Origin of the sequence: Massilia sp. Root418 (assembly GCF_001425265.1) — a bacterium.
Classification (GTDB): Bacteria; Pseudomonadota; Gammaproteobacteria; order Burkholderiales; family Burkholderiaceae_D; genus Rugamonas.
Genome location: NZ_LMEC01000002.1, coordinates 88,961 through 108,865, shown reverse-complemented (window position 1 = coordinate 108,865; position 19,905 = coordinate 88,961). Strand labels below are relative to the sequence as shown.

General features: G+C 67.2%; 21 protein-coding genes. 2 read left to right on the top strand and 19 right to left on the bottom strand.

Going from position 1 to position 19,905, the window contains the following annotated elements; genetic code table 11:
* The first annotated feature begins 3 nt into the window (after positions 1-3).
* The gene (locus tag ASC94_RS06255) at positions 4-1,053 is read left to right on the top strand and encodes a succinylglutamate desuccinylase (protein WP_082616288.1); all 1,050 of its coding nucleotides are present in this window, start codon (positions 4-6) and stop codon (positions 1,051-1,053) included.
* Positions 1,054-1,059: 6 nt separating this feature from the next.
* Here ASC94_RS06255 and ASC94_RS06250 read toward each other — a convergent pair whose 3' ends face one another.
* Positions 1,060-1,935, bottom strand: a complete 876-nt coding sequence (locus ASC94_RS06250; RefSeq protein ID WP_082616305.1) for a DUF2145 domain-containing protein — start codon at positions 1,933-1,935, stop codon at positions 1,060-1,062.
* A 47-nt stretch (positions 1,936-1,982) separates the two neighbouring features.
* Positions 1,983-2,438: a hypothetical protein gene (locus ASC94_RS06245; RefSeq protein ID WP_056392394.1), complete on the bottom strand. Its 456-nt coding sequence runs from the start codon at positions 2,436-2,438 to the stop codon at positions 1,983-1,985.
* Between the two features lie 85 nt (positions 2,439-2,523).
* On the opposite strand from ASC94_RS06245, the gene ASC94_RS06240 reads away from it, so the two are divergent.
* Entirely contained in the window at positions 2,524-3,030 is a 507-nt protein-coding gene (locus tag ASC94_RS06240) for a DUF1993 family protein (RefSeq protein WP_056392392.1), read from the top strand.
* Between the two features lie 10 nt (positions 3,031-3,040).
* Here ASC94_RS06240 and ASC94_RS06235 read toward each other — a convergent pair whose 3' ends face one another.
* The 17 genes from ASC94_RS06235 to ASC94_RS06155 form a co-directional block, all read right to left on the bottom strand.
* Positions 3,041-3,832, bottom strand: coding sequence for an FRG domain-containing protein (locus ASC94_RS06235; RefSeq protein WP_056392390.1), 792 nt, complete (start codon positions 3,830-3,832; stop codon positions 3,041-3,043).
* A 17-nt stretch (positions 3,833-3,849) separates the two neighbouring features.
* Positions 3,850-5,481: a methyl-accepting chemotaxis protein gene (locus ASC94_RS34145; RefSeq protein WP_082616303.1), complete on the bottom strand. Its 1,632-nt coding sequence runs from the start codon at positions 5,479-5,481 to the stop codon at positions 3,850-3,852.
* A 76-nt stretch (positions 5,482-5,557) separates the two neighbouring features.
* On the bottom strand, positions 5,558-6,637 hold the full coding sequence (locus ASC94_RS06225; RefSeq protein WP_056392388.1) for a porin: 1,080 nt from the start codon (positions 6,635-6,637) through the stop codon (positions 5,558-5,560).
* Between the two features lie 198 nt (positions 6,638-6,835).
* Complete coding sequence (locus ASC94_RS06220) at positions 6,836-7,789, bottom strand: PDR/VanB family oxidoreductase (RefSeq protein ID WP_056392386.1); 954 nt, start codon at positions 7,787-7,789, stop codon at positions 6,836-6,838.
* A 28-nt stretch (positions 7,790-7,817) separates the two neighbouring features.
* Positions 7,818-8,843, bottom strand: coding sequence for an aromatic ring-hydroxylating dioxygenase subunit alpha (locus tag ASC94_RS06215; RefSeq protein ID WP_056392495.1), 1,026 nt, complete (start codon positions 8,841-8,843; stop codon positions 7,818-7,820).
* A 17-nt stretch (positions 8,844-8,860) separates the two neighbouring features.
* On the bottom strand, positions 8,861-9,085 hold the full coding sequence (locus tag ASC94_RS06210) for a recombinase-like helix-turn-helix domain-containing protein (protein WP_056392384.1): 225 nt from the start codon (positions 9,083-9,085) through the stop codon (positions 8,861-8,863).
* A 13-nt stretch (positions 9,086-9,098) separates the two neighbouring features.
* Entirely contained in the window at positions 9,099-10,070 is a 972-nt protein-coding gene (locus ASC94_RS06205) for a VOC family protein (RefSeq protein ID WP_056392383.1), read from the bottom strand.
* The gene (locus tag ASC94_RS06200) at positions 10,070-11,554 is read right to left on the bottom strand and encodes an aldehyde dehydrogenase (protein WP_056392379.1); all 1,485 of its coding nucleotides are present in this window, start codon (positions 11,552-11,554) and stop codon (positions 10,070-10,072) included. Before ASC94_RS06200 ends, ASC94_RS06205 begins: the two co-directional genes overlap by 1 nt.
* A gap of 11 nt (positions 11,555-11,565) precedes the next feature.
* Positions 11,566-12,318, bottom strand: coding sequence for an aspartate dehydrogenase (locus ASC94_RS06195; RefSeq protein WP_373888100.1), 753 nt, complete (start codon positions 12,316-12,318; stop codon positions 11,566-11,568).
* A 58-nt stretch (positions 12,319-12,376) separates the two neighbouring features.
* The gene (locus ASC94_RS06190; RefSeq protein WP_056392375.1) at positions 12,377-14,071 is read right to left on the bottom strand and encodes a thiamine pyrophosphate-binding protein; all 1,695 of its coding nucleotides are present in this window, start codon (positions 14,069-14,071) and stop codon (positions 12,377-12,379) included.
* Positions 14,064-14,867 carry an SDR family oxidoreductase gene (locus tag ASC94_RS06185; RefSeq protein ID WP_056392373.1) on the bottom strand — a complete coding sequence of 268 codons (804 nt, stop codon included), beginning with the start codon at positions 14,865-14,867 and terminating at the stop codon, positions 14,064-14,066. The genes ASC94_RS06190 and ASC94_RS06185 overlap by 8 nt, the downstream gene beginning before the upstream one ends.
* A gap of 28 nt (positions 14,868-14,895) precedes the next feature.
* Positions 14,896-15,732 (bottom strand): IclR family transcriptional regulator, encoded by an 837-nt coding sequence (locus ASC94_RS06180; protein WP_056392371.1) that lies wholly within the window; start codon positions 15,730-15,732, stop codon positions 14,896-14,898.
* 24 nt (positions 15,733-15,756) lie between these two features.
* A complete protein-coding gene (locus ASC94_RS06175) occupies positions 15,757-16,713 on the bottom strand; it encodes an alpha/beta fold hydrolase (protein WP_056392369.1) in 957 nt (318 codons plus the stop codon).
* A 1-nt stretch (position 16,714) separates the two neighbouring features.
* The gene (locus tag ASC94_RS06170) at positions 16,715-17,254 is read right to left on the bottom strand and encodes a cupin domain-containing protein (protein WP_056392366.1); all 540 of its coding nucleotides are present in this window, start codon (positions 17,252-17,254) and stop codon (positions 16,715-16,717) included.
* A gap of 26 nt (positions 17,255-17,280) precedes the next feature.
* On the bottom strand, positions 17,281-18,042 hold the full coding sequence (locus ASC94_RS06165; RefSeq protein ID WP_056392364.1) for an SDR family oxidoreductase: 762 nt from the start codon (positions 18,040-18,042) through the stop codon (positions 17,281-17,283).
* 9 nt (positions 18,043-18,051) lie between these two features.
* Complete coding sequence (locus ASC94_RS06160) at positions 18,052-18,900, bottom strand: ABC transporter permease (protein ID WP_082616285.1); 849 nt, start codon at positions 18,898-18,900, stop codon at positions 18,052-18,054.
* Positions 18,901-19,878, bottom strand: coding sequence for an ABC transporter substrate-binding protein (locus tag ASC94_RS06155; RefSeq protein WP_056392491.1), 978 nt, complete (start codon positions 19,876-19,878; stop codon positions 18,901-18,903).
* Positions 19,879-19,905: the final 27 nt, after the last annotated feature.

Below are 19,905 nucleotides of genomic sequence, written 5' to 3'. Positions count from 1 at the left end.
CGCATGGCGGTTGCAGACGACAAGACGGCGCGAGCCGCCGTGGATGCAGCGGCAGCGCCTTCCGGCGCGCTGCCGGACGCCGTGCGCGCGCTGGCCGAGGCGGACTTCAGTGCCGTCGCGGCCCGCTTCGCGGCGGCCGGCTTTGCGGTAACGCAGCCGGCCGACGGCATCCTGACGGTGAAGCGTCCGGCCCCGGTCGGTGCCGGCGCGCGCCCGGCGGTGCTGGTCTCCGTCGGCGTGCACGGCGACGAGACCGGCCCCATCGAAGTGGTGGCCTATCTGCTGGACGCGCTATCACACCAGCCTTCCGCATTGGCGGTGGACCTGATGCTCTGCGTCGGCAACATCGGCGCCATCCGCGCCGGCAAGCGCTTCATCGACGCGGACCTGAACCGCATGTTCCGCGCCGAGCGCGGCGCGCTGGCAGGCACCGCCGAAGCCGCGCGCGCCGACGAGATGGTGGCTGCCACCAGCGTCTTCTTCAGCGGCGCCGGCCCGGTGCGCTGGCACCTGGACCTGCACACCGCCATCCGACCGTCGGTCTACCCGACCTTCGCCATCGTCCCCGAAATCATCGAGGACGGCGCGCGCAAAAAGCTGATCGGCTGGCTGGGGCAGGCGGCGATAGGGGCCGTCATCATGAATCCCGCCTCCGTGGGAACCTACAGCTACTACTCCGCCGAGCACCACGCGGCGGCGGGCACCACGATAGAGCTGGGCCGCATCGGCACCCTGGGCGAGAACGACCTGGCGCAGTTCACCGACGCGTCGCAAGCGCTGGACGACCTGCTGCGCGGCGCGGCGCCCAAGGAAGCGAAGCAGGCGCCCCACGTGTACGCCACGGCGCGCCAGATCATCAAGCTGAGCGACCAGTTCCAGATGGCCTTCGGCAAAGACACCTGGAACTTCACGCCGCTCAAGCAGGGCGAGGAAATCGCCCGCGACGGCGACACGGTCTACACCGTGCAGCACCCGGAAGAAATGGTTGTGTTTCCGAATCCGGACGTCCGCGTGGGCCTGCGCGCAGGCCTGATGGTGGTGCGGCTCTCCTGATCGGTTCTAGTCCAGGGCGATCACACGGTCGCCCGGTCCGGCCTCGCATCCCGCGGCGGCCGGCGTCCAGCCCTTGTGCACCACGATCTGCCGCGCGTTGTGGCAGATCTCCGTGCGCTCGCTGGCCGGGTAGCGCTGCTGCACAAATTCCTCCAGCGTGGACGGCAGGCTGACCTTCAATTTCATGTCGTAGCGGTCCTGCGCCGGATGGTCGTCCAGGTGCACATGCGGCACGAAGTAGGACGCCAGCATCAGCAAGGGAGAATTCACCTCCACACCTTGCGGCGCATAGCCTGCATCGCGCAGCCAGGCCTGCGCACGTCCGCGCACATCACTGCCGTTGGCCAGGTTTCCCCAGGCCGCCGCCAGCAGCTCGGCTACCCACTGGTTGCAGTTCTGGTATTGCAGGCTGAAGGCATAGGCATTGGCGCTGTAGGTAGCCGCCAGCAGCCCAAGCGCGATCTCGCCGTCCAGCGACGCCAGCCGCACCGCGTTGGCCGCCTCCGCAGGCAGGCGCAGCACCGAGATGTAGCCCAGCTTGGGATCGTCCGTGCCCATGACGAAGCCGGCCACGCCCTGGTCGAAGATGCGTGGACGGCTTTCGTCGCAGGAGTAGTAAAGCTGGCGCGTGGTCCAGGCGCCGCTCTCGCCGCGCCAGCCCAGGGCTGCGTGCGAATAGCGGATGTTGAAGCGGGACAGGTCGAGGCCGGAGCGGCTCACCAGGGCGGCGCTGCCGCCCGGTTCGGCCAGCGCTTCGCGCACCACGGCGGCAAAGCGCAGCAGGGTGTCCTGCTCGGCTGCGGTAAGGGCGTTGGCCCGGTCGCAGAAGGTGGCCGCCTGGACCTCGTTCAAAGGCAGGGCGGTCAGCGGCAGCGCGGCCATGCTCAGCGAGCAGGCGCTTAGCGCGCATGCCGCCAGGCGGCGGAAAATCACAGGCTGACCGGACGCGCAGCCAGTTCGCTATGCCAGTCGTCTTCCAGCACCAGGAAGAAGGGCTTTTGCGTGTCCGCGTGGGCGAACTCGAAGCCGTAGGAGCGCGGCTGCGTCAGCACCACGCCGCCCAGTTCCAGGCCTTCCTTGGCGGCGATGGCCGCCGGCAGGTCCAGCACCAGCAGCTGCTTGCTGGCGTCGTGTTCCATGGTCAGGCGGGTGGTGTTCGCCTTGCCCGGCGCGGCCGCCATCTGGATGATGTGGTACGGGCCGCCGGCGGTTTTCTTGTCGCCGCTGGAGCTGTTGCTGGAACCGTTGAGCGAGGTGGAAATGCTGCCGCTGGAGGCCGAGCCGGCGCTCGACGCGGACGAGGTGAAGCTGTCGGCCTGGGCGTTCAGCGCCAGGGTGGCGGCGGCGGCAACGCCGGCAGCCTTAAAAATCGAAGGGAGCTTCATTATCATTCCTATAATTACGCTTCTGCGAGCGAAAACCAGATAATACACGTATGATTTCCACCTTCCTACCACCGAAAGAAAAGCCATGTCCCTATCCATGTATCAGGTCTCTGTACCGGCGTTTGTGCGTGGGCTCAATGTGCTGTCCGCGCTGCTGAAGAAAGGCGAGGAACACGCCGCCGCCACCGGCGCCGTGCCGGACGTGCTGCTGGGCGCGCGCCTGGCAGACGACATGCTGCCGCTCTCGGCGCAAGTGCAGCGCGCCAGCGACGCGTCCAAGTTCTGCGTGGCCCGCCTGTGCGGCGTGGACGCGCCCAAGTTCGACGACAACGAGGCCAGCTTCCAGCAGCTGCAGGAACGCATCGCCAGCACCATCGCCTTCCTGGAAAGCGTGCCGCAGGCGCAGTTCGACGGCGCCGAAGCGCGCGATGTGACGCTGACCTTCGGCGCCTTCAGCCAGGCCTTCACCGGCTCGGGCTACCTGCTGACTTTCGCGCTGCCGAACTTCTACTTCCACATCACCACCGCCTACGGCATTTTGCGCGCGCAGGGCGTGAAACTGGGCAAGCTGGATTTCCTCGGACCGTTCTAAGGGCTAAGAGCTAAAGGCGCGCCAGCCCGCCGGTGGCCACCGGCCACACCATCTCCAGCTCCATGCCGATGGAACGCGCCAGCCCTTCCAGGTCGGGGAACAGCGTGGCGTTGGTGATGTTCATGCGGTACAGGGCTTTCATCGCCTCGTCGCGCATGGCCAGCGGCAGCACGATTTGCTTGAGCAGGGCGTCGCTGTCGCCGTAGGCCGGCAGGATCTCGTCCAGCGGCTTGTCCAGCATGCCGGGCACCACCAGCGTGCCAGATTGGGCAACCAGGCGCCGGTCCATCTCGGTCGGCTCGCCGATCCAGATGATGGCGTGGCTGTTGGGCAGGTAGAAGCGCGTGAAGTTGCCGCCCTCGCGCGGGTCGATATGGTCGCGGTCCATGGCCGGATCGTTCTGCGGCGCGGCGGTCCACAGGCGCGGCGTGTTCAGGGCGTAGACGGCGGCGTCCCCGGTGGCGCGCTCCAGCGCGAAGAAGGCCGCCACGAAGGGCGACTTGGTGAAATCGAGCAGGCGGGTGGGCGCGCCGTGGTGCTGCATCAGCGCCAGGCAGCGCAGCGCGCTGTCCAGCACTGTCGGGTCGCTGAGGTAGTTGTGCGCCTTGCGGCGGAAGATGCGGATGGCGCGCTCTTCGCGCACGCGCCAGCTGGCCTGGTCCGGGATGTAGGCGCTCAGGTAGCGCGACAGGGAAGTCATCAGCGGCCAGCGCACATCCTGCTGGCCACGGAAAGCCCAGCCGTCCAGATCCGCGCTCAGGTCCATGAACTCGTTCCAGTTGTTGACGCAGATTTGTTCCATCGTTGCTCTCCGTTTGTTCATGCCGCGGGTTGGCGGGTTACGCGCAATGCGCTAACCCGCCCTACGTGACCCGCCGGGCGAGGGGCCGGCTTCGGCACGCCGTCGCCGGCGTTCAGGCGGAATACGCTTACCAGCCGCGCCAGCTCTGCGGCGCGGTCCTGCAGCGCCTGCGCCGCCGCTGCCGCCTGCTCCACCAGCGCGGCGTTCTGCTGCGTGGTCTCATCCATTTGCACCACCGCCTGGTTCACCTGCGCCAGGCCGCTGCTCTGCTCCGCGCTGGCCGACGCGATCTCGCTGATCGATACCGCCACCTGCGCCACGCTGCTGACCACATTATGCATCGTCGCCCCGGCCTGCTGCGCAAGCTTGCCGCCGCTCGCCACGCTGGCGGTGGAGGCGTCGATCAGGTGCTTGATGTCCTTGGCCGCTGCTGCCGAGCGCTGCGCCAGCGTGCGCACTTCGGACGCCACCACTGCGAAGCCGCGCCCCTGCTCGCCCGCGCGCGCCGCCTCCACCGCTGCGTTCAACGCCAGGATATTGGTCTGGAACGCGATGCCGTCGATGACCCCGATGATATCGCCGATCTGGCGCGACGATGCGCTGATTGCATCCATGGTCGCCACCACCTGCTCCACCACCGAGCTGCTGCCGGTGGCCACGCCGGACGCGTCCTGCGCCCGCTCGCGCGCCTGCCGCGCGTGCTCCGCGTTCTGGCTCACGGTGGCCGACAGCTCTTCCATGGCGGAGGCGGTTTCCTCCAGCGCGCTGGCCTGCTGCTCGGTGCGGCCGGACAGGTCCAGGTTGCCCTGCGCGATCTCGCTGGCGGCGCCGGCAATCGCGTCGGTGCCGCTGCGCACCTCCCTGACGATGTTGCGCAGGCTGCCGTTCATCTCCTTCAGCGCCTGCAGCAGCTGGCCTACCTCGTCCTGCGAGCGCACGTCGATTTCGCTGCTCAGATCCCCGCCGGCGACGGTGCGCGCCACCCGCACCGCCTCGCCCAGCGGGCCGGTGATGCTGCGCGTGATCCACAGCCCGAAGCCGACCGCCAGCAAGCAGGCGGCAGCGGCCAGCAGCAGGATGTGCAGGCGCTTGGCGGCGTACAGTTCGGCCGCCTCGCGCCCGCTCTTTTCCATCAGCTTGCCGCCGCCGGCCAGGAAGCCCTTCATGCGCGCAGTGTAGGCCAGCTGGTCCTCGCGCAGCGTGGTCATGAGCAGCGCGGAGGCGTCGATGGTGCCGCCGCTGCCTGCCAGTTTCATGAACTCCGCCTGGCCGGCCTGGTATTTCGCGCGCAGCACCTGCATGTCGGCGTAAGCCTTGCGGCCCGCTTCGCTGGACAGCATGCCCTGCAGCTTGTCCAGCCCTTCGGCGATAGCCTTCTCGCCGGCGGCGATGGCGGCGGTTTCCGCCTTCAGCATGTCCGGGTTATCGGCCAGCAGCATGTTGCGCATGGAGATGGCGTTTTCGTTCACCTGCATCAGCAGGCTGGTGGTCAGCACCACTTGCGGATAGCGGTCGTCGACTATCTGGCTGGTGGCCTGATTCAGGCTGGCCAGGCTTTGTACCGCCACCAGCACGATGCCGCCCAGTAGCGCGATGATGATGCCGAAGCCTGCCGCCAGCCGGGTGCCGATTTTAAGATGTGCAAACATGGTGAACTCCATAGAGAACGCCGCGCGGCCCGGACCGGAATGGTGCGGGGCGGCGCGGCGTGGCACTGCGATCAGCTTAGAACGAGTGGTGTACGCCCACCGTGGTCACCAGCTGGTTGCGGCCATCGGCCGCGCCGGTGTTGTTCTGCAGCGCGAATCGCGCCGAGCCGCTGGCCTTCTGGTAGGCCGCCTGCACATAAAACTCGGTGCGTTTGGAGAAGGCGTAGGCGTTGCCGATGCTGAACTGGTTGTACTTGGCGCCGCCCAGCTTGGAGTTGGTGAAGCCGATGTTCAGGGTGTTCAATGGGGTGTAGTTCCAGGCTGCGCCCAGGTCCACGTTCTTCTGCTTGAAGCTGGAGGCCGGCAGGTCCACCGTGCTTTGCGTGTACAGCGCGTTCAGGCGCCAGTCGCCAACCTTGTAGCCGCCGCCTGCCGCCCAGGTGGTCAGGCTGTCGAACACGGTGCCGGCGTTGCCCAGGTTGAGCGTGGAGAGGAAGGCGCCCGCGTAGCCGGCGGCGCGGTCGTTCTGCTTGCTGTAGGCCAGGGCCAGGCGCATCGGGCCGTTCACGTAGTTGGCGCCCGCGCTGACGTTGCGGCCCTTGCTGCTGTCGCCGGCCTGTTCGCCCATGCCCACCATGGCGCTCACGGTCAGTCCTTGCATCGTCGGCGAGGTGTAGCGCACCACGTTGTTGTACTGGTAGGTGTTGGCCAGCGTGTCCAGGTTACCGGGGTGGAAAAGGTAGAAGTTCGTGAGCTGGAAGCCGTTGCTCAATTTGCCCGCGTAGTCGAACACGATGTCCGGCATATTGCCGAGCGTGACGCTGCCGAAATTGCCGGACAGGCCGACCATGGTGGTGCGGTTGAACAGCTTGGTGGCGTTGACGCTGGCGCCGGTGTCGGTGGCGAAGCCGCCTTCCAGCTGGAACACCGCTTTCAGGCCGCCGCCCAGGTCTTCCACGCCACGGAAGCCGAAGCGGTCCGGCTGCATGGTGCCCTGGTCGACGCGCACGGTGGACTTGCCATTCAGGTTGCTGACGTAAGCCACGCCCGCATCCAGGCTGCCGTAGATGGTGACGTTGCTTTGCGCCTGGGCTGCGCCGCCGGTGATGGCGCTGGTGGCGATGGCGGCTGCTGCGGCGTAGATGTGCTTCTTCATCGGAACTCCCCTTTGTTATAGGCGGCACGAGCCGCGTTTCATGGATAAAACGTCGTTTCAAGCTTGAATTGGGCGCAAAAAAAACCGGGCTATGCCGGGATGCATGGCTTGGCGGGTTACGCGGCTTCGCCGCTAACCCGCCCTACGGAATGGCGAAATCACCGTAGGGCGGGTTAGCGCGCAGCGCGTAACCCGCCGTCACAGGTCGAGCACGAGGCGGTTCCCCTTGCAGCCGGAGACGCAGACCATCATGGTCTTGCCCGACTCGCGCTCGGCCTTGGTCAGCACGCCGTCGCGGTGTTCCGGCACGCCGTCGATCACCGCCGTTTCGCACGAGCCGCACACGCCTTCGCGGCAGCTGTGGTCCACGTCCACGCCGGCTTCCAGCAACGCGTCGAGCAGCGACTTCCCGGCCGGGACCATTACCATCTTCTGCGAGCGGGCCAGCTGGCATTCGTACTCGCTGCCCTGCATCGCCACCACCGGTTCGGCCGGGGCGAAGCGTTCGATGTGCACATTGGGCAGCTTCAGCTCCGCGCAGATGCTTTCAAACGCATTCAGCATCGGCGTCGGCCCGCAGCAGTAGAAGTGCGCGGCGGGCGACTTGCCGGCCAGGTAGCCGCGCAGGTCCGGCGGGCCGCCGGCTTCCTGGTCGAAGTGGGTCTGCGCGCGGCCATCGGCCACCAGCTGGTCGACAAAGGCCGCCTCGCTGCGGCTGCGAGCGCAATACAGCAGCTCCACCGACTTGCCCATGCGGCGCAGCTCATTGAGCATGCTGTAGATGGGTGTGATGCCGATGCCGCCGGCAATCAGCACCGTGTGCGCGGCCGTCTCGTCGAGCGGGAAGTTGTTGCGCGGCGCGCCGATCCGTATCGTGGAGCCCACCCGCAGCTGTTCGTGCACATAGCGCGAGCCGCCGCGCGAGTTCCGGTCATGCAGCACGCCGATCACGTAGCGGCGCCGTTCCAGCGGCGAATTCGACAGCGAGTAGCTGCGCACCACGCCGTTCGGCAGGTGCAGGTCGATGTGCGACCCGGCCGCGAAGGCGGGCAGCTCTGCGCCTTCCGGCGACACCAGCTCCACGCTGACGATGCCTTGTGCTTCGAAGCGCATGGCCTGCACGCGCACGGTGATCTGTTGGCTGTTACTCATGACAATGGCTCCCGATACTCTTGATGATTTATGCCGTCTTTTCCTCGGCGGCGGCAATCTGCGCCTTGGCCAGGCCGCGCAGGTGGCGGCGCAGGCGCACGATGCCCATGTCGTGCTGGTACAGCATCTCGCGCTGGTTGGCGTCCGGCTCCATCGCTTCCAGGATCTCGCGGTCCTGCTCCAGCACGTGCCAGTGGCGCGCTTCCAGGCGGTTCTTGTACAGGAAGCGCCAGGTATCGCGCTGCCAGCCTTCCACCTTGCGCGCGCGCCAGAAGAACACGGCGGTGGCGCCTTCTTCCATCGGCGCGTAGCCGCCGATGATGATGAAGTTGCCGCCCGGGCCGCCGGTCTTCGGATACGGGATCTCAAGCCGCATCCACTGGATGCCGGTTTCGGCGTACTCGGTCCAGTCGAAGTTCACTCCGCGCTGGCCTTCCTTCTCGAATACGAAGCCGGTGTCGGTGTCGCGCACGCGGAAGGCGGCGGTGGACTCGCCTTCGGCCATCGAATGCGACTGCTTGTGCAGGAAGGTGCCGTGCATCGGGTCGAGCACGTTGTCCAGCACATAGCGGTAGTCGCCGTTCCATTCGGCATAGCACAGGAAGTTCGAGTACTCGGGCGAGGTCAGTTCCGGCGGCAGTTCCAGCGGCGGCGGCTGGTCCACGTCCTTGCTGGCGTTGTAGAGGAAGATGGCGCCAGCCGCTTCCTGCACGTGGAAGGAGCGCGTGGCCCTGGCGCCTTCCAGCTTGCAGCCAGGGCTGCCCGGAACGCTGGTCACTACGCCGTCGAAGCGCACCTGCACGCCGTGGTAGCCGCAGGCGATGCGGTCGCCCAGCACGATGCCTTTCGACAGCGGCGCGCCACGGTGCGGGCAGTGGTCTTCCAGCGCGTGCAGGGTGCCGTTTGCTTCGCGCCACAGCACGAACTTGCGGCCCAGGCGGCGCAGCGAGACGGGGCGCTCGGCGACGAAGCCGGACGGGCAGATCGGATACCACAGGTCTTTCAGGCCGGCGGCGAGGACGGCTTCTACTGGGTCGTTGGCTACGGTTCTCATGGCTTGTCCTTCCTTGTTCAGCATTCAGCGGCCAGGCGTGCAACTTCGGCCTGGTAGCCTTCTTCGGTCCATGCGCCGCCGCCGGGGAAGCCGGGGCCGGTGCGGTTCAGGTGCGCCACCAGCGCGGTGAGGTCGGCGATGCCGGACGCGAACGCGCGCTCGATGGAATCGCCCAGCAGGTCCTCGTAGCCGGTGGGTTCACGGCGGCGGGTCTGGTGTACGGTCAGGTAACGTTGTTGCATGATGTTTCTCCGATCAGGACTTTGGTTTGTCGGTCAGGAATTTGCCTTCGGGGGCCTTGGCGCTGCGCTGCCTGCGCGTGTTGCCATCGAGGCCGCCTTCAATGGCCCACTCCGCGAACACGGTGGGGCCGGGTTCGAATTCGCGCGGCTCCCAGTGCTCGTCCAGCTGGTCTTCGTCGGCGTAGTATTCGATCAGGCCGCCGGCCGGATTCTTGAAGTACCAGAAGTAGGCCGACGAAATCGGATGGCGGCCCGGGCCCAGCTGCGTGTCCCAGCCCTGGCGCGACATGTGCATGCCGCCGCCGAACACTTCGTGGATGTCGCGCACGGTGAACGCCACGTGGTTCAGGCCGGCCTTCGGATCGGGCGTCTGCAGCAGGAAGATGTCGTGGTGGCCGCCCACGTCGGCGCAGCGCAGGAAGGCGCCGCGGCCCGGGTAGCTGTCCGACTGCACAAAGCCGAAGTGCTCGCGGTAGAAGGCTTCGCAGGCCGCCACGTCCTTCACGAAGAACACCACGTGGCCGACTTCGATCGGCGTGGCGCGCTCGTAGGCCGGGCTGCGCTGGTTCACGCGCGGGCGGTGCGACCAGGTGTTCATCTCGGCGCATTCCACGTCCACGTCCTGCTTGCGGGTCACCTGGAAACGCACGGCCAGGCCGTTCGGATCGGTGCAGCCGATGCGGCCGGCGCTTACGTCGGCATAGGCGCCGGGCAGGCCGCGCACGATGGCGCCGAAGCGGTCCATCACTTCCGCCGTCGACACGCCCCACACCACCTCGCGCAGGGTCGGACCCGCCTCGATGGCCGGCGGCAGCGCCGGGTCGTCCGAGCGGCGCACCAGCACGCGGCAGCCGTTCAGCGTCTCGAATGCCAGCAGGCCTTCGGTTTCTTCCACCAGCTTGAGCCCCCAGTCGGAGAAGAAGGTTTTGCACGCGGGCAGGTCGTCCGCGCCGTAGGTGATTTCATCAATGCCAAGGACATCCATTATTTCGCTCCCTGCGCCCACGGCAGCGGCATGTCGTTCATGCCCCAGTAGACGCTTTTCTGTTCCATGTATTGCAGAATGCCGAGGCGGCCCTTTTCGCGTCCCAGGCCGCTGTCGCGCCAGCCGCCGAACGGGGTCGAAATCGAAAACTGCTTATAGGTGTTGATCCACACGTTCCCGGCCTGCACCGCGCGGGCATAGCGCCAGGCCTTCTTGTAGTCCTGGGTCCAGATGCCGGCGGCCAGCGCGTACACGCTGTCGTTGGCCTGGGCGATCAGGTCCGCCTCGTCGGTGAAGGGCATGGCCACCAGCACCGGCCCGAAGATCTCTTCCTGGCAGATGCGCCAGTCGTTCTTCACGCCTTCGATAATGGTCGGCAGGTAGTAGTTGCCCTTTTCGAACTGCGCGCCTTGCGGGCGCATGCCGCCGGTGCGTATGCGGCCGCCCTCGGCCACGCCCAGCGCCACGTAGGATTCGATACTGTCGCGGTGGCGCGCGGTGATCAGCGGGCCCAATTGCGTTTTCTCGTCGGCCGGATCGCCCACGCGCAGCGCGGCGGCGCCTGCGGCCAGGCGTTCCATGAAGCTGTCATAAATGCTGTGCGCCACGAACAGGCGCGAGCCGGCGATGCACGATTCGCCCGAGCTGCTGAAGATCCCGTACAGCACGCCGGCCACGGCGTGGTCCAGGTCCGCGTCCTCGAACACGATGGTGGGCGACTTGCCGCCCAGCTCCAGCGATACCGGCATCATCTTGTCGGCCGCGATGTGGGCGATATGCTTGCCGGTGCTGGTGCCGCCGGTGAATGACACGCGCTTGACCAGCGGATGCAGGGTGATGGCGTCGCCGATGACGGAGCCTTTGCCCGGCAACACGCTGATCAGGCCTGCCGGCACGCCCGCCTCGATGCAGATGCGTGCCAGTTCCAGTGCGGCCAGCGGCGTTACTTCGGCCGGCTTGACCACCACCGCGTTGCCGGCGGCCAGCGCCGGCGCCATCTTCTGCGCCTCGCTGGCGATGGGCGAGTTCCACGGCGTGATGGCGGCCACCACGCCCATGGGCTCATACACGCTCATGGTGAGATTGTCGCCGCGCGCCGGGGTGATGGTTTCCTCCAGCGTTTCGCAGGCTGCGGCGAAGAACTGGAAGGTGGCGGCGGCGCTGGCCACCAGGTTGCGCGTTTCGGTGATCGGCTTGCCGTTGTCCATGCGCTGCAGCTGCGCCAGTTCCTCCCCGCGTTCGCGGATCAGCTGCGCCACCTTGTTCAGCACGGCGGCGCGCTCGTGCGGCTTGCGCTGCGCCCAGCCGCTGGTGCGGAAGGCCAGGTCGGCGCGCGCGATGGCTTCGTTCACGTCGGCCACGCTGGCCGCGTTCAGGTAGGCCACCGGTTCGCCGGTGGCGGGATACAGCGTGGCGTACTTGTCGCCGCCGCCGAGGCGCCATTCGCCCGCGACGCAGATCTGTTGTGTGATGTTGGGATTCATTGCTGCGGTCCTCAAATCGAAAGTGCGTGCGCGCGGTTGTTCAGCGCGCGCACCACGCTGAATACCGTCAGCGCGGAGGTCTTGGGGTTGGCCGCCAGCGGCTTCCCGCGCATGGTCAGCTCGAAGCCGCCGAAGGCGCCGCTGGCTTCCACGTGGTGCACGTTTTCCGCCACGCCGGGGTCGGCCAGCAGGCGCACCTGCGTGTGATCCAGGCCCAGGCCGGCCAGCGACAGCGTGGCCGCCACGTTGGCGTTCTTCGGATACAGGCGCGCCGCTTCGCGCGCCGTGCCTTCAAAGATCACCGTGGCCTGCGTCAGCGCGTCCAGGTCCACCAGTTTCTCGGCGGGCGTGTCCTTCCACGCGCCGGGCGGCTTGCGGCCGGTGTACACCACCGAGTCCAGGCCGCCGATGCGGGCCGCAGCCAGCGCGTCGATCGCGCCGATGGCGCCGGACAGCAGCTGCACCTGGGTCTTGCCGCGCTGCGCAGCCTGTTCCAGCTTGTCGGCCAGGCCTTCCTCGGACAGCGCGCCGACCGACACCACCATGCACGGAATGCCGCTCTCCAGCGCCGGGATGATGTGCTCTTCGATGGCGCGGTGGCCGGCGCATTCGATCAGCAGGTCGGGACGGCTGCCGTTCAGGCCCACCCCCACCTTGGTGTGCGGGCACAGCTCACGCACGGTAGCACCGGCGTGTTCCAGGCCGGACTCCGGCACGATCACCAGGTCGAACACCACCTCGGGATCGCTTTTCAGCAGCTCCATCACGCCGACGCCGATGGCGCCGCAACCTATCATCGATACATGCAGCATGGCAGGCTCCTTAGGCGGTGGCTTCGGCTGGTGCGGCGGCTGGTTCGGCGGCTTTGACCGGAGGACCCGCGAAGGCGGTCTTGAAACTGCCGATGGACAGCATGTCGATCTCCAGCAGGAACGGGCCAGCTTCGGACAGCGCAGTGCGCAGCGCCTGGCCAGCGTCTGCCAGGTTGCTTACGCGGGCGTGGCGCAACTGCAGCGAGTGCGACAGCTCGGCGTAGTCCGGCGTGTGCAGGTCCACGTAGTGGCGGCGGCCGCCGTACTGCACGTCCTGGATGTTCTTGATCACGCCGTAGCCCTTGTCGTTCATCAGCACAATCACCATGTCGGCTTTTTCCTGCACCGCAGTGGCCAGCTCGCCCAGGTTCAGGATGAAGCCGCCGTCGCCGGCCAGCGTGAAAGTCTTCTTGCCGGAGTTGGTCACCGCTGCGCCGATAGCCGCGCCGATGCCCATGGCCAGGCCCTGGCCGATGCCGCCGCCCAGCGCATGCACGCCGGCCAGCGGATCGAAGATGCGCAGGTAGCGGTTGCCCCAGGTGGAGTTCGACACCGTCACGTCGCGCACCCAGTTGAAGCGGCGGCCGGCCGCTTCCTGCAGCTGGTCCACCAGCGCGCTGTAGGGACCGAGGCCGTCGACCAGGCCGGCCACCGCCACCGCGCGGGCGTCCTGCAGGTCGGCGATGAAGGCCGGGTCGATGCTCATCTTGCCTTCCAGGCGGTCCGCCAGCGCTTCCAGCGCCAGTTCGGCGTCGCCGCAGACGAAGTAGTCGCTCTTGTAGCAGCGGCCTTCGGCAGCCGGGTCGGCGTCGATGCGGTACAGCGCGCGCGGCAGCTTCAGTTCGTACTTCAGCGTTTCATTGCCGCGCAGGCGGGAACCCACCACCAGCATGGCGTCGCAGGTCTGGTAGAAGTTTTCCACCGGCTTGTGCAGGTTGAAGGCGCCCAGCGAACGCGGGTCGTCTTCCGGCACCACGCCACGGCCCTGGGTGGTGGTGACCACGCCGAAGCCCATGTCCAGCAGGCGCTGCACCTGCTTCGAGGCGCCACGGCTGCCGCCGCCCAGCCACAGCATGGGGCGCTTGGCATTCTTCAGTTGCGCGGCCAGTTCGTCCAGCGCGTGCACGGAAGGTTCGTTGCGCTGGATAGGCAGCGGCTTGAAGTCGGACGGCATGTCGATCAGCGCGGCCTGGATGTCGATCGGAATTTCCACACTGACTGGCCCCATCGGCGGCGTCAGCGCAATCTGGACCGCCTGCTTGACGGTGCTCAGCGCGGTGTCCGTGCTGCGGATGCGGAAGGCGGCTTTCGACACGGCCTTCAGCATGGTCAGCTGGTCCGGCGCTTCGTGGATATAGGACAGGCTCTGGTCCAGGTACGGCGTTTCGATCTGGCCGGTCAGGTGCAGCAGCGGCGTGCCGGCGGTGAGCGCTTCCACCATGGCGCCGGCGGCGTTGCCCGCTGCCGTGCCGGTGGAGGTCAGGCACACGCCCAGGCCGCCGGTGCTGCGGGCGTACGCGTCGGCCATGTTGGCGCCGCCCGCTTCGCCGCGTGCCGGCACGAAGCGGATCTGGCCGCGTTCGCCGAAGGCGTCCAGGATAGGCATGTTGTGGATGGAGATCACGCCGAAGGCAGCTTTGACGCCGCACTGTTCGAGGAAAGCGGCGATGGCGCCGCCGACGGTGATTTGATTGGTATTAGACATGGCGTGAAAGTCCTCCAGAGACGTCGATGTGGCTGCCGGTAGTGTAGGAAGATAGAGGCGACGCCAGGAACAGGATGGCGCGCGCTGCTTCTTCGGGGAGGCCGAGACGGCCGATTTGTATGTGTTTTTTCTGTGCCAGGCGGCGCGTCCACGCGGCCCAGTCCAGGTGCTGGTCTTCTTCCGGACGGGCGTCGAAGCGGCGCTTCCACTGGCCCGATTCCACCAGGCCGATCAGGATGCCGTTCACGCGCACGCCGTCCGGCGCGAATTCCGTGGCCAGCGAGCGCACCAGGTTGTGCACGCCGGCGCGCGCGGCGGACGTGGCCACCATATGCGGTTCCGGCTGCACCGCCAGCAGCGAGTTGACGCACACCACTGCTGCCTCGGCCTCGCTCTTCAGTTGTGGCAGGAAGGCGCGGGTAGGGTGGATGATGGAGAAGAACTTCAGGCGCAGTTCTTCCATCCACGCTTCGTCGGTGGTGTCGGCAAAGGTCGAGACGCGGCCCTGGCCGGCGTTATTGACCAGGATGGACGCGGCGCCCAGCTCCTGCTGCACGCGGGCGGCAAAGGCGGCCACCTGTTCCGGCGCCAGCACGTCGCAGGTTTGCGCCAGCAGGCGCGCGGCGGGGAATTGCGCGCGCAGCCTGGCGGTGGCCGTTTCGAGGCGGGCGGCGTCGCGGCCGCACAGGGCCACGGCGGCGCCGGCTTCCAGCAGCAGCTGCACGGTGGCGTAGCCGATGCCGGACGAACCGCCCGTCACCACTGCTACCCGGCCTGCAAGATTGGTCATGCTCATGATGTGCTCCGTGAGATCTGCGGGCTGCTTAGCGCTGCCAAAGATTGACGATCTGCGCGGTTTCCGTCGGCGCATGGTCCAGCAGGCGGGAAAGCTCGTCCGCGCTGCCGCGCACCTGGGCCACGATGCGCTCCAGGTGATCGGTGCCGATCTGCTGGTCGGGGATGGTGGCGCCCAGCGCGGCGACCACTTTGCCGCTGTGGTCGCGCACCGGTGCGGCCATGGTGGAAATGCCGCGCTCGAAGAAGCCCTGCTCCCACACGTAGCCGCGTTCGCGGTCCTGCTGCAGCATGTTGAACAGGTCCAGCACCGTGTGCGGCGTGCTGTCCGAGTACACTTTCAGGTGCTCTTCCGGATACAGCTCGCGCAGCTGCGGCAAGGTCAGGTCCTGCAGCAGCACGCGGCCCAGCACGGTGGCGTGCGCGGGCAGGCGGGTGCCGACGTTGACCGTGCTGACGAACGGCGCCGGCGTGCTGGACTTGGCCACGTAGACGATGTTGCGCGCATCGCGCACCACCAGCGTGGTGGAGTAGCCGATTTCGTCGCGCAGGCGTTCCAGCAGCGGGCGGCCGATCTCGGTCAGTTCCAGCGAAGCGAGGTATTCAAAGCCCATGCGCAGCACGGCCATGCCGAGGCGGTAATCGCGGCCGCCTTCGGCGCGCTCGACGAAGCCCATGCGCTCCAGGGTGGTCAGCAGGCGGAACACGGTGGAACGCGGCACGTCCAGGCGCTTGGCCAGTTCCGGCGCCGACAGGGTCTTCTCGTGGCGGCTGAATTCGCACAGCAGGCGCAGGCCGCGCTCCAGGCCGGGCACGGTGTATTTGTCGGCGCTGTCGTCTTCCGCTTGTTCAGGCTTGTTGTTCATGTTTGGTCCTGTAGTTGTCATGGTTTAGTTCAGGATGGCCGCTGCGGCAGCCAGCGGCTGCTCCACGTAGCAGGCGTGGCCAGCCTGGCCGATCAGGGAGAACGGCAATCCGTGGTGTTCGGCCACCAGGCGGCAGTCGGCCGGCGTGGTGACGTTGTCGGCGCTGCCGCAGTGGACCGAGGCCACTGCGCACACGGCGCCGGACAGGGCGTAGTTCTCGATGGCGTCGCCGCACAGCAGATGCACGGCCTGCGTGTAGCCCGGCAGCTTGAGCTGCGCCATATTCCAGCGCACCCAGTCGCGCTGCGCGGTGCTGGCGCCGTCCGACAGCAGGCGGCTGGAGCGTTGCGTGGCCATGCCGTGTACGCCCAGTTCGCCGACCGTGGACAGGCGCTCGCGCGCCACTTGTGCGCCTTGCTCTAGCCGTGCCGCCTGGCCGTAGCCGCGCGCTGGGCTGAGCAGTACCAGCTTGTCCAGCGTGGCCGGGTAGGCGGCGGCGTAGGCGGAGGCCATCATGGCGCCCAGCGAGTGGCCCACCAGCACGAAGCGGCCGCTATCCAGTACGCCCACGGCCTGCAGCAGCTGCCGCAGGCGGGCGGCGTAGGCTTGGGCTCCGGGGCGCGCTGCGGCCAGCGCGGTGGAACCGCCGTAGCCGGGCGCATTCCAGGCGATGATGCGGCTGCCGGGTGCGGCAGCGGCCAGCTCCAGCGCACAGGGCAGCCAGGAAGCGGCGCCCGAGCCTATGCCGTGCAGCAGCACGAATGTAGGCTGCACGGCAGGCTGCGCGGCCGGCTGCGCGGCGGTCGCAGCGGACACGCTTGCCACGCCCGGCGCACCCGGCGCTGCGGCGATCTCGCGGTAGCTCACCACGCCGCCGTCGACGGCCACGCTGCGTTCCGCGAAATGGCGCTCCAGCAGGGACAGGGCGTACTGCAAGCCGTCCGCTTCCGGTGCCATGGCGCTGATGCCGGCATAGTTCATCTCAGCCTCGCTTGATGCTGGCCAGCGGGTGCTCTGGCGGATAGGTTGGCGTGATGGGCTTCTGCGCGCCCAGCATCACGCACATCAGCGCGTCTTCCTCGCCGATGTTGATCTCCTCGCGGTACACGCCGGGCGGAATCGACACTACGTCGCGGTCGGTCAGGATGGTTTCGAAACGCTCGCCGTCCTTTTCCAGCACCAGCTTCAGCTTGCCGCGCAGGACGAAAAACACTTCTTCCACGTCCACGTGCAGGTGCGGCGGGCCTTCATGGCCGGCCGGGATGATCATGGTGGAGAAAGTGAAGTGCTCGGACGGGATCACGCTGCTGTCGTTGGCCACGCCGGTGCCGCCGGTGCCGATGTAGCGCATCTGCGCACGGCGGTATTTCGGATCGTAGTCGGCCTGGAACTTCAGCGCGTTCCAGTCGTACTTGCGGGTGGAGAAGCGCGCCACGCGCGTGTTCATCCATTCCTCGAAGGAGGCGCCTTGCGGCTGGTCCCAGCTGCGCTGGATCTGCTTTTGTTCGGATACGTCGTTCATTTATCAGCTCCTGATTTGGTTCATTCTCAGTTCATAACAAAGCCGCCGTTGACGGCGAGGACTTGGCCGGTAACGAAGCGGGACAGGCCGGACAGCGCAAACAGCACCGCGCCGGTCACGTCTTCCGGCAGCTGCAGGCGCTGCAGCGCGCGGCCGTCCTGGTAGGTCTGGTAGCGCTGGGCCGGCACGTACTCGGTGGCCTCCACCTTGGTCAGCCCCGGCGCCACCGCGTTGACGGTGATGTTGTGGGCGCCTTCCTCGCGCGCCAGCGAACGGGTCATGCCCATGATGGCGCCCTTGCTGGCCACGTAGGCCATCAGGTTGGGCGCGCCCCACAGCGGCGTGTCCGAAGCCAGGTTGACGATGGCGCCGCTGCCGGAGGCGCGCAGCGCGGGCAGGCAGGCGTTGGTCATCAGCCAGGTGCCGCGCACATTCACTTCCATCACCTTGTCCCACATGCCGATCTCGATCTGCTCGGACGACTTGCCGCCGGAGTTAGTGATGGCCGCGTTATTGACCAGGCCATCGAGGCCACCCAGCCGGGCCACCGCCGCCGCGGCGCAGGCGTCGATGGAAGCCGGAACGGCCATGTCGAGCGGGAAGCCGTGCACCTGCAGGCCGCGTTCGCGCAGCGCCGCCACCGAGGCGGCCAGCGTGTCCTGCAGGATGTCGGCCAGCGCCACCGTGGCGCCGGCTTCGGCGATGGCGGTGGCGAAGGCCAGGCCCAGGCCGCGCGCCGCGCCGGTGACCAGCACTTTGCGGCCGGCCAGGAGTTGAGTCGTAGTCATGGCGTCTCCTTATTTAGTGCTGGTTGCTGCCTTGGGCAGGTAGTGCAGCACGCGCCGCTCGGCCCATACCACTGCGCCGTAGGTCACGATGCCGGTCAGCGTCAGCGCGCAGATGGCCACGAACACGGCGGCCGTGTTGCCCTGGCCCTCGCCGTCCACCAGCAGGAAGCCCAGGCCCTGGTTGCCGCCCACCAGTTCGCCCACGGTCACGCCGATCACGGCCAGCGTGGAAGCGATGCGCAGGCCGGAGAACAGGGCCGGCATGGCGGAGCGGAACTCCACCAGGCAGAAGATCTGCCAGCGCGACGCGTTCAGCGTGCGCACCAGGTTCACCATGTCCGGGTCCACCGTGCGGATGGCCGACAGCACGTTGATCATCACCGGGAAGAACACGATCAGCACCGCCACAATGATCTTCGGGTAGATGGTGTAGCCCAGCCACATCACGAACAGCGGCGCGAAGGCCACCTTCGGCGCGATCTGCAGCGCCAGGATGTAGGGCGACAGCATGGCTTCGGCGCGCGGCGACAGGCCCAGCGCCACGCCGACCGCGAGGCCGAGCAGGGAGCCGAGCGCGAAGCCGATCACCACTTCCATCGCGGTGATGCCGAAGTGACCCAGCAGGTCGCTGTTCTTCCACATGAAGACCGACTCCTGCAGCACGCGCGAGAAGCGCGGCAGGATGAACTCGGGCATGCCCAGCGCGCCGGGACCCCATTCCCAGGCCGCCAGGAAGATCGCCAGCACCAGCAGGCTGCCCAGCACGGTGCGCGTTTTCTCGCTCAGCAGCGGGGCGGTCTTGGCGGGCGTGGTCATGATGGCGGGGGCGGCTGGGTTGACAGAAGTTGCGGTATCCATTTAGCGCGCCGTCCCGATGAACTGGTTGGTGAACAGGTCGTTGACGGCGGACGCCTTCGAGACGATGCCTTCGCTGACATAGAACTTCTGCACGCTTTCCATGCGCGCGCCGTCGATCTGGCCCAGCGGCTTCTGGTTGGCGTACACGTATTTGCGGTACATATTGAAGATCTGCTCGATGCTCGCTTCCTTGCCCTTGTAGGAAGGGATGGCTTCGACGTAGACGGCGGTGGCGGCCTTCGGGTCCTTCATGATGTCTTCCATGCCGCGCAGCGTGGCGCGCACCAGGCGCTTGAGCAGTTCCGGCTTGTTCTTGATGGTGTCGTCGGACGCCAGGATGGCCTGCGCCATGGACTTGAAGCCGTTGGTTTCGATGATGTCCACCTTGGCGCCGGCGTCGGTGGCGCTGACGATCCAGTCCGGCACGCCGGCCAGCGCCTGCGATTTTCCGGCCGCGAATACCTGCCATACGCCGGACGGGCCGGCGGCCTGGATCGCGGCGTCGCTCTTGCCCAGGTCCACGTGCTTCATATTGCCCAGCAGCGCGTAGTAGGTGGTGTCGGTGTAGGACATGACGGTGATGGTCTTGCCCTTCAGGTCCGCCAGCGACTTGATACCGCCGCCCTGGTGCACGCCCACCATGGTCAGCGAGCCGGCGCCCAGCACCGCGATGGCTTTCACCGGCACGCCGTTGGCGCGCACGATAATGGGGGTGTCGCCGATGGCGCCGCCGATCACCGCGTTGCCGGCGCCGATCTGCTTGGCCACGTCCACGCCGCCCTTGGCCGCCACGAAGCTCACTTTCAGGTTCTCTTCCGCGTAGTAGCCTTTCTGCTGCGCGATCATCCAGGGCGCGAAGGCCGGGGTGTTCGGCGGCGCCGGCAACAGGTAGGTCACTTCTTCAGGTGCCGCCAGCACGGGTGCGGCGGCGAAGGCCATGGCCACGGCGCAGGCGGCCGAGGCGAGGATTTTATGCATGCTCATATACACTCCTGATTAGTAGCG

What these genes read in the sequence shown, in the direction of transcription:
- ASC94_RS06210 (WP_056392384.1), bottom strand. Translation starts at nt 9,085, where the DNA reads ATGCAACAACGTTACCTGACCGTACACCAGACCCGCCGCCGTGAACCC.
- ASC94_RS06185 (WP_056392373.1), bottom strand. Translation starts at nt 14,867, where the DNA reads ATGAGCATGACCAATCTTGCAGGCCGGGTAGCAGTGGTGACGGGCGGT.
- ASC94_RS06240 (WP_056392392.1), top strand. Translation starts at nt 2,524, where the DNA reads ATGTCCCTATCCATGTATCAGGTCTCTGTACCGGCGTTTGTGCGTGGG.
- ASC94_RS06255 (WP_082616288.1), top strand. Translation starts at nt 4, where the DNA reads ATGGCGGTTGCAGACGACAAGACGGCGCGAGCCGCCGTGGATGCAGCG.
- ASC94_RS34145 (WP_082616303.1), bottom strand. Translation starts at nt 5,481, where the DNA reads ATGTTTGCACATCTTAAAATCGGCACCCGGCTGGCGGCAGGCTTCGGC.
- ASC94_RS06235 (WP_056392390.1), bottom strand. Translation starts at nt 3,832, where the DNA reads ATGGAACAAATCTGCGTCAACAACTGGAACGAGTTCATGGACCTGAGC.
- ASC94_RS06215 (WP_056392495.1), bottom strand. Translation starts at nt 8,843, where the DNA reads ATGAGAACCGTAGCCAACGACCCAGTAGAAGCCGTCCTCGCCGCCGGC.
- ASC94_RS06200 (WP_056392379.1), bottom strand. Translation starts at nt 11,554, where the DNA reads ATGAATCCCAACATCACACAACAGATCTGCGTCGCGGGCGAATGGCGC.
- ASC94_RS06160 (WP_082616285.1), bottom strand. Translation starts at nt 18,900, where the DNA reads ATGGATACCGCAACTTCTGTCAACCCAGCCGCCCCCGCCATCATGACC.
- ASC94_RS06195 (WP_373888100.1), bottom strand. Translation starts at nt 12,318, where the DNA reads ATGGAGCTGCTGAAAAGCGATCCCGAGGTGGTGTTCGACCTGGTGATC.
- ASC94_RS06220 (WP_056392386.1), bottom strand. Translation starts at nt 7,789, where the DNA reads ATGAGTAACAGCCAACAGATCACCGTGCGCGTGCAGGCCATGCGCTTC.
- ASC94_RS06180 (WP_056392371.1), bottom strand. Translation starts at nt 15,732, where the DNA reads ATGAACAACAAGCCTGAACAAGCGGAAGACGACAGCGCCGACAAATAC.
- ASC94_RS06250 (WP_082616305.1), bottom strand. Translation starts at nt 1,935, where the DNA reads ATGGCCGCGCTGCCGCTGACCGCCCTGCCTTTGAACGAGGTCCAGGCG.
- ASC94_RS06190 (WP_056392375.1), bottom strand. Translation starts at nt 14,071, where the DNA reads ATGTCTAATACCAATCAAATCACCGTCGGCGGCGCCATCGCCGCTTTC.
- ASC94_RS06165 (WP_056392364.1), bottom strand. Translation starts at nt 18,042, where the DNA reads ATGACTACGACTCAACTCCTGGCCGGCCGCAAAGTGCTGGTCACCGGC.
- ASC94_RS06175 (WP_056392369.1), bottom strand. Translation starts at nt 16,713, where the DNA reads ATGAACTATGCCGGCATCAGCGCCATGGCACCGGAAGCGGACGGCTTG.
- ASC94_RS06155 (WP_056392491.1), bottom strand. Translation starts at nt 19,878, where the DNA reads ATGCATAAAATCCTCGCCTCGGCCGCCTGCGCCGTGGCCATGGCCTTC.
- ASC94_RS06205 (WP_056392383.1), bottom strand. Translation starts at nt 10,070, where the DNA reads ATGGATGTCCTTGGCATTGATGAAATCACCTACGGCGCGGACGACCTG.
- ASC94_RS06170 (WP_056392366.1), bottom strand. Translation starts at nt 17,254, where the DNA reads ATGAACGACGTATCCGAACAAAAGCAGATCCAGCGCAGCTGGGACCAG.
- ASC94_RS06225 (WP_056392388.1), bottom strand. Translation starts at nt 6,637, where the DNA reads ATGAAGAAGCACATCTACGCCGCAGCAGCCGCCATCGCCACCAGCGCC.
- ASC94_RS06245 (WP_056392394.1), bottom strand. Translation starts at nt 2,438, where the DNA reads ATGAAGCTCCCTTCGATTTTTAAGGCTGCCGGCGTTGCCGCCGCCGCC.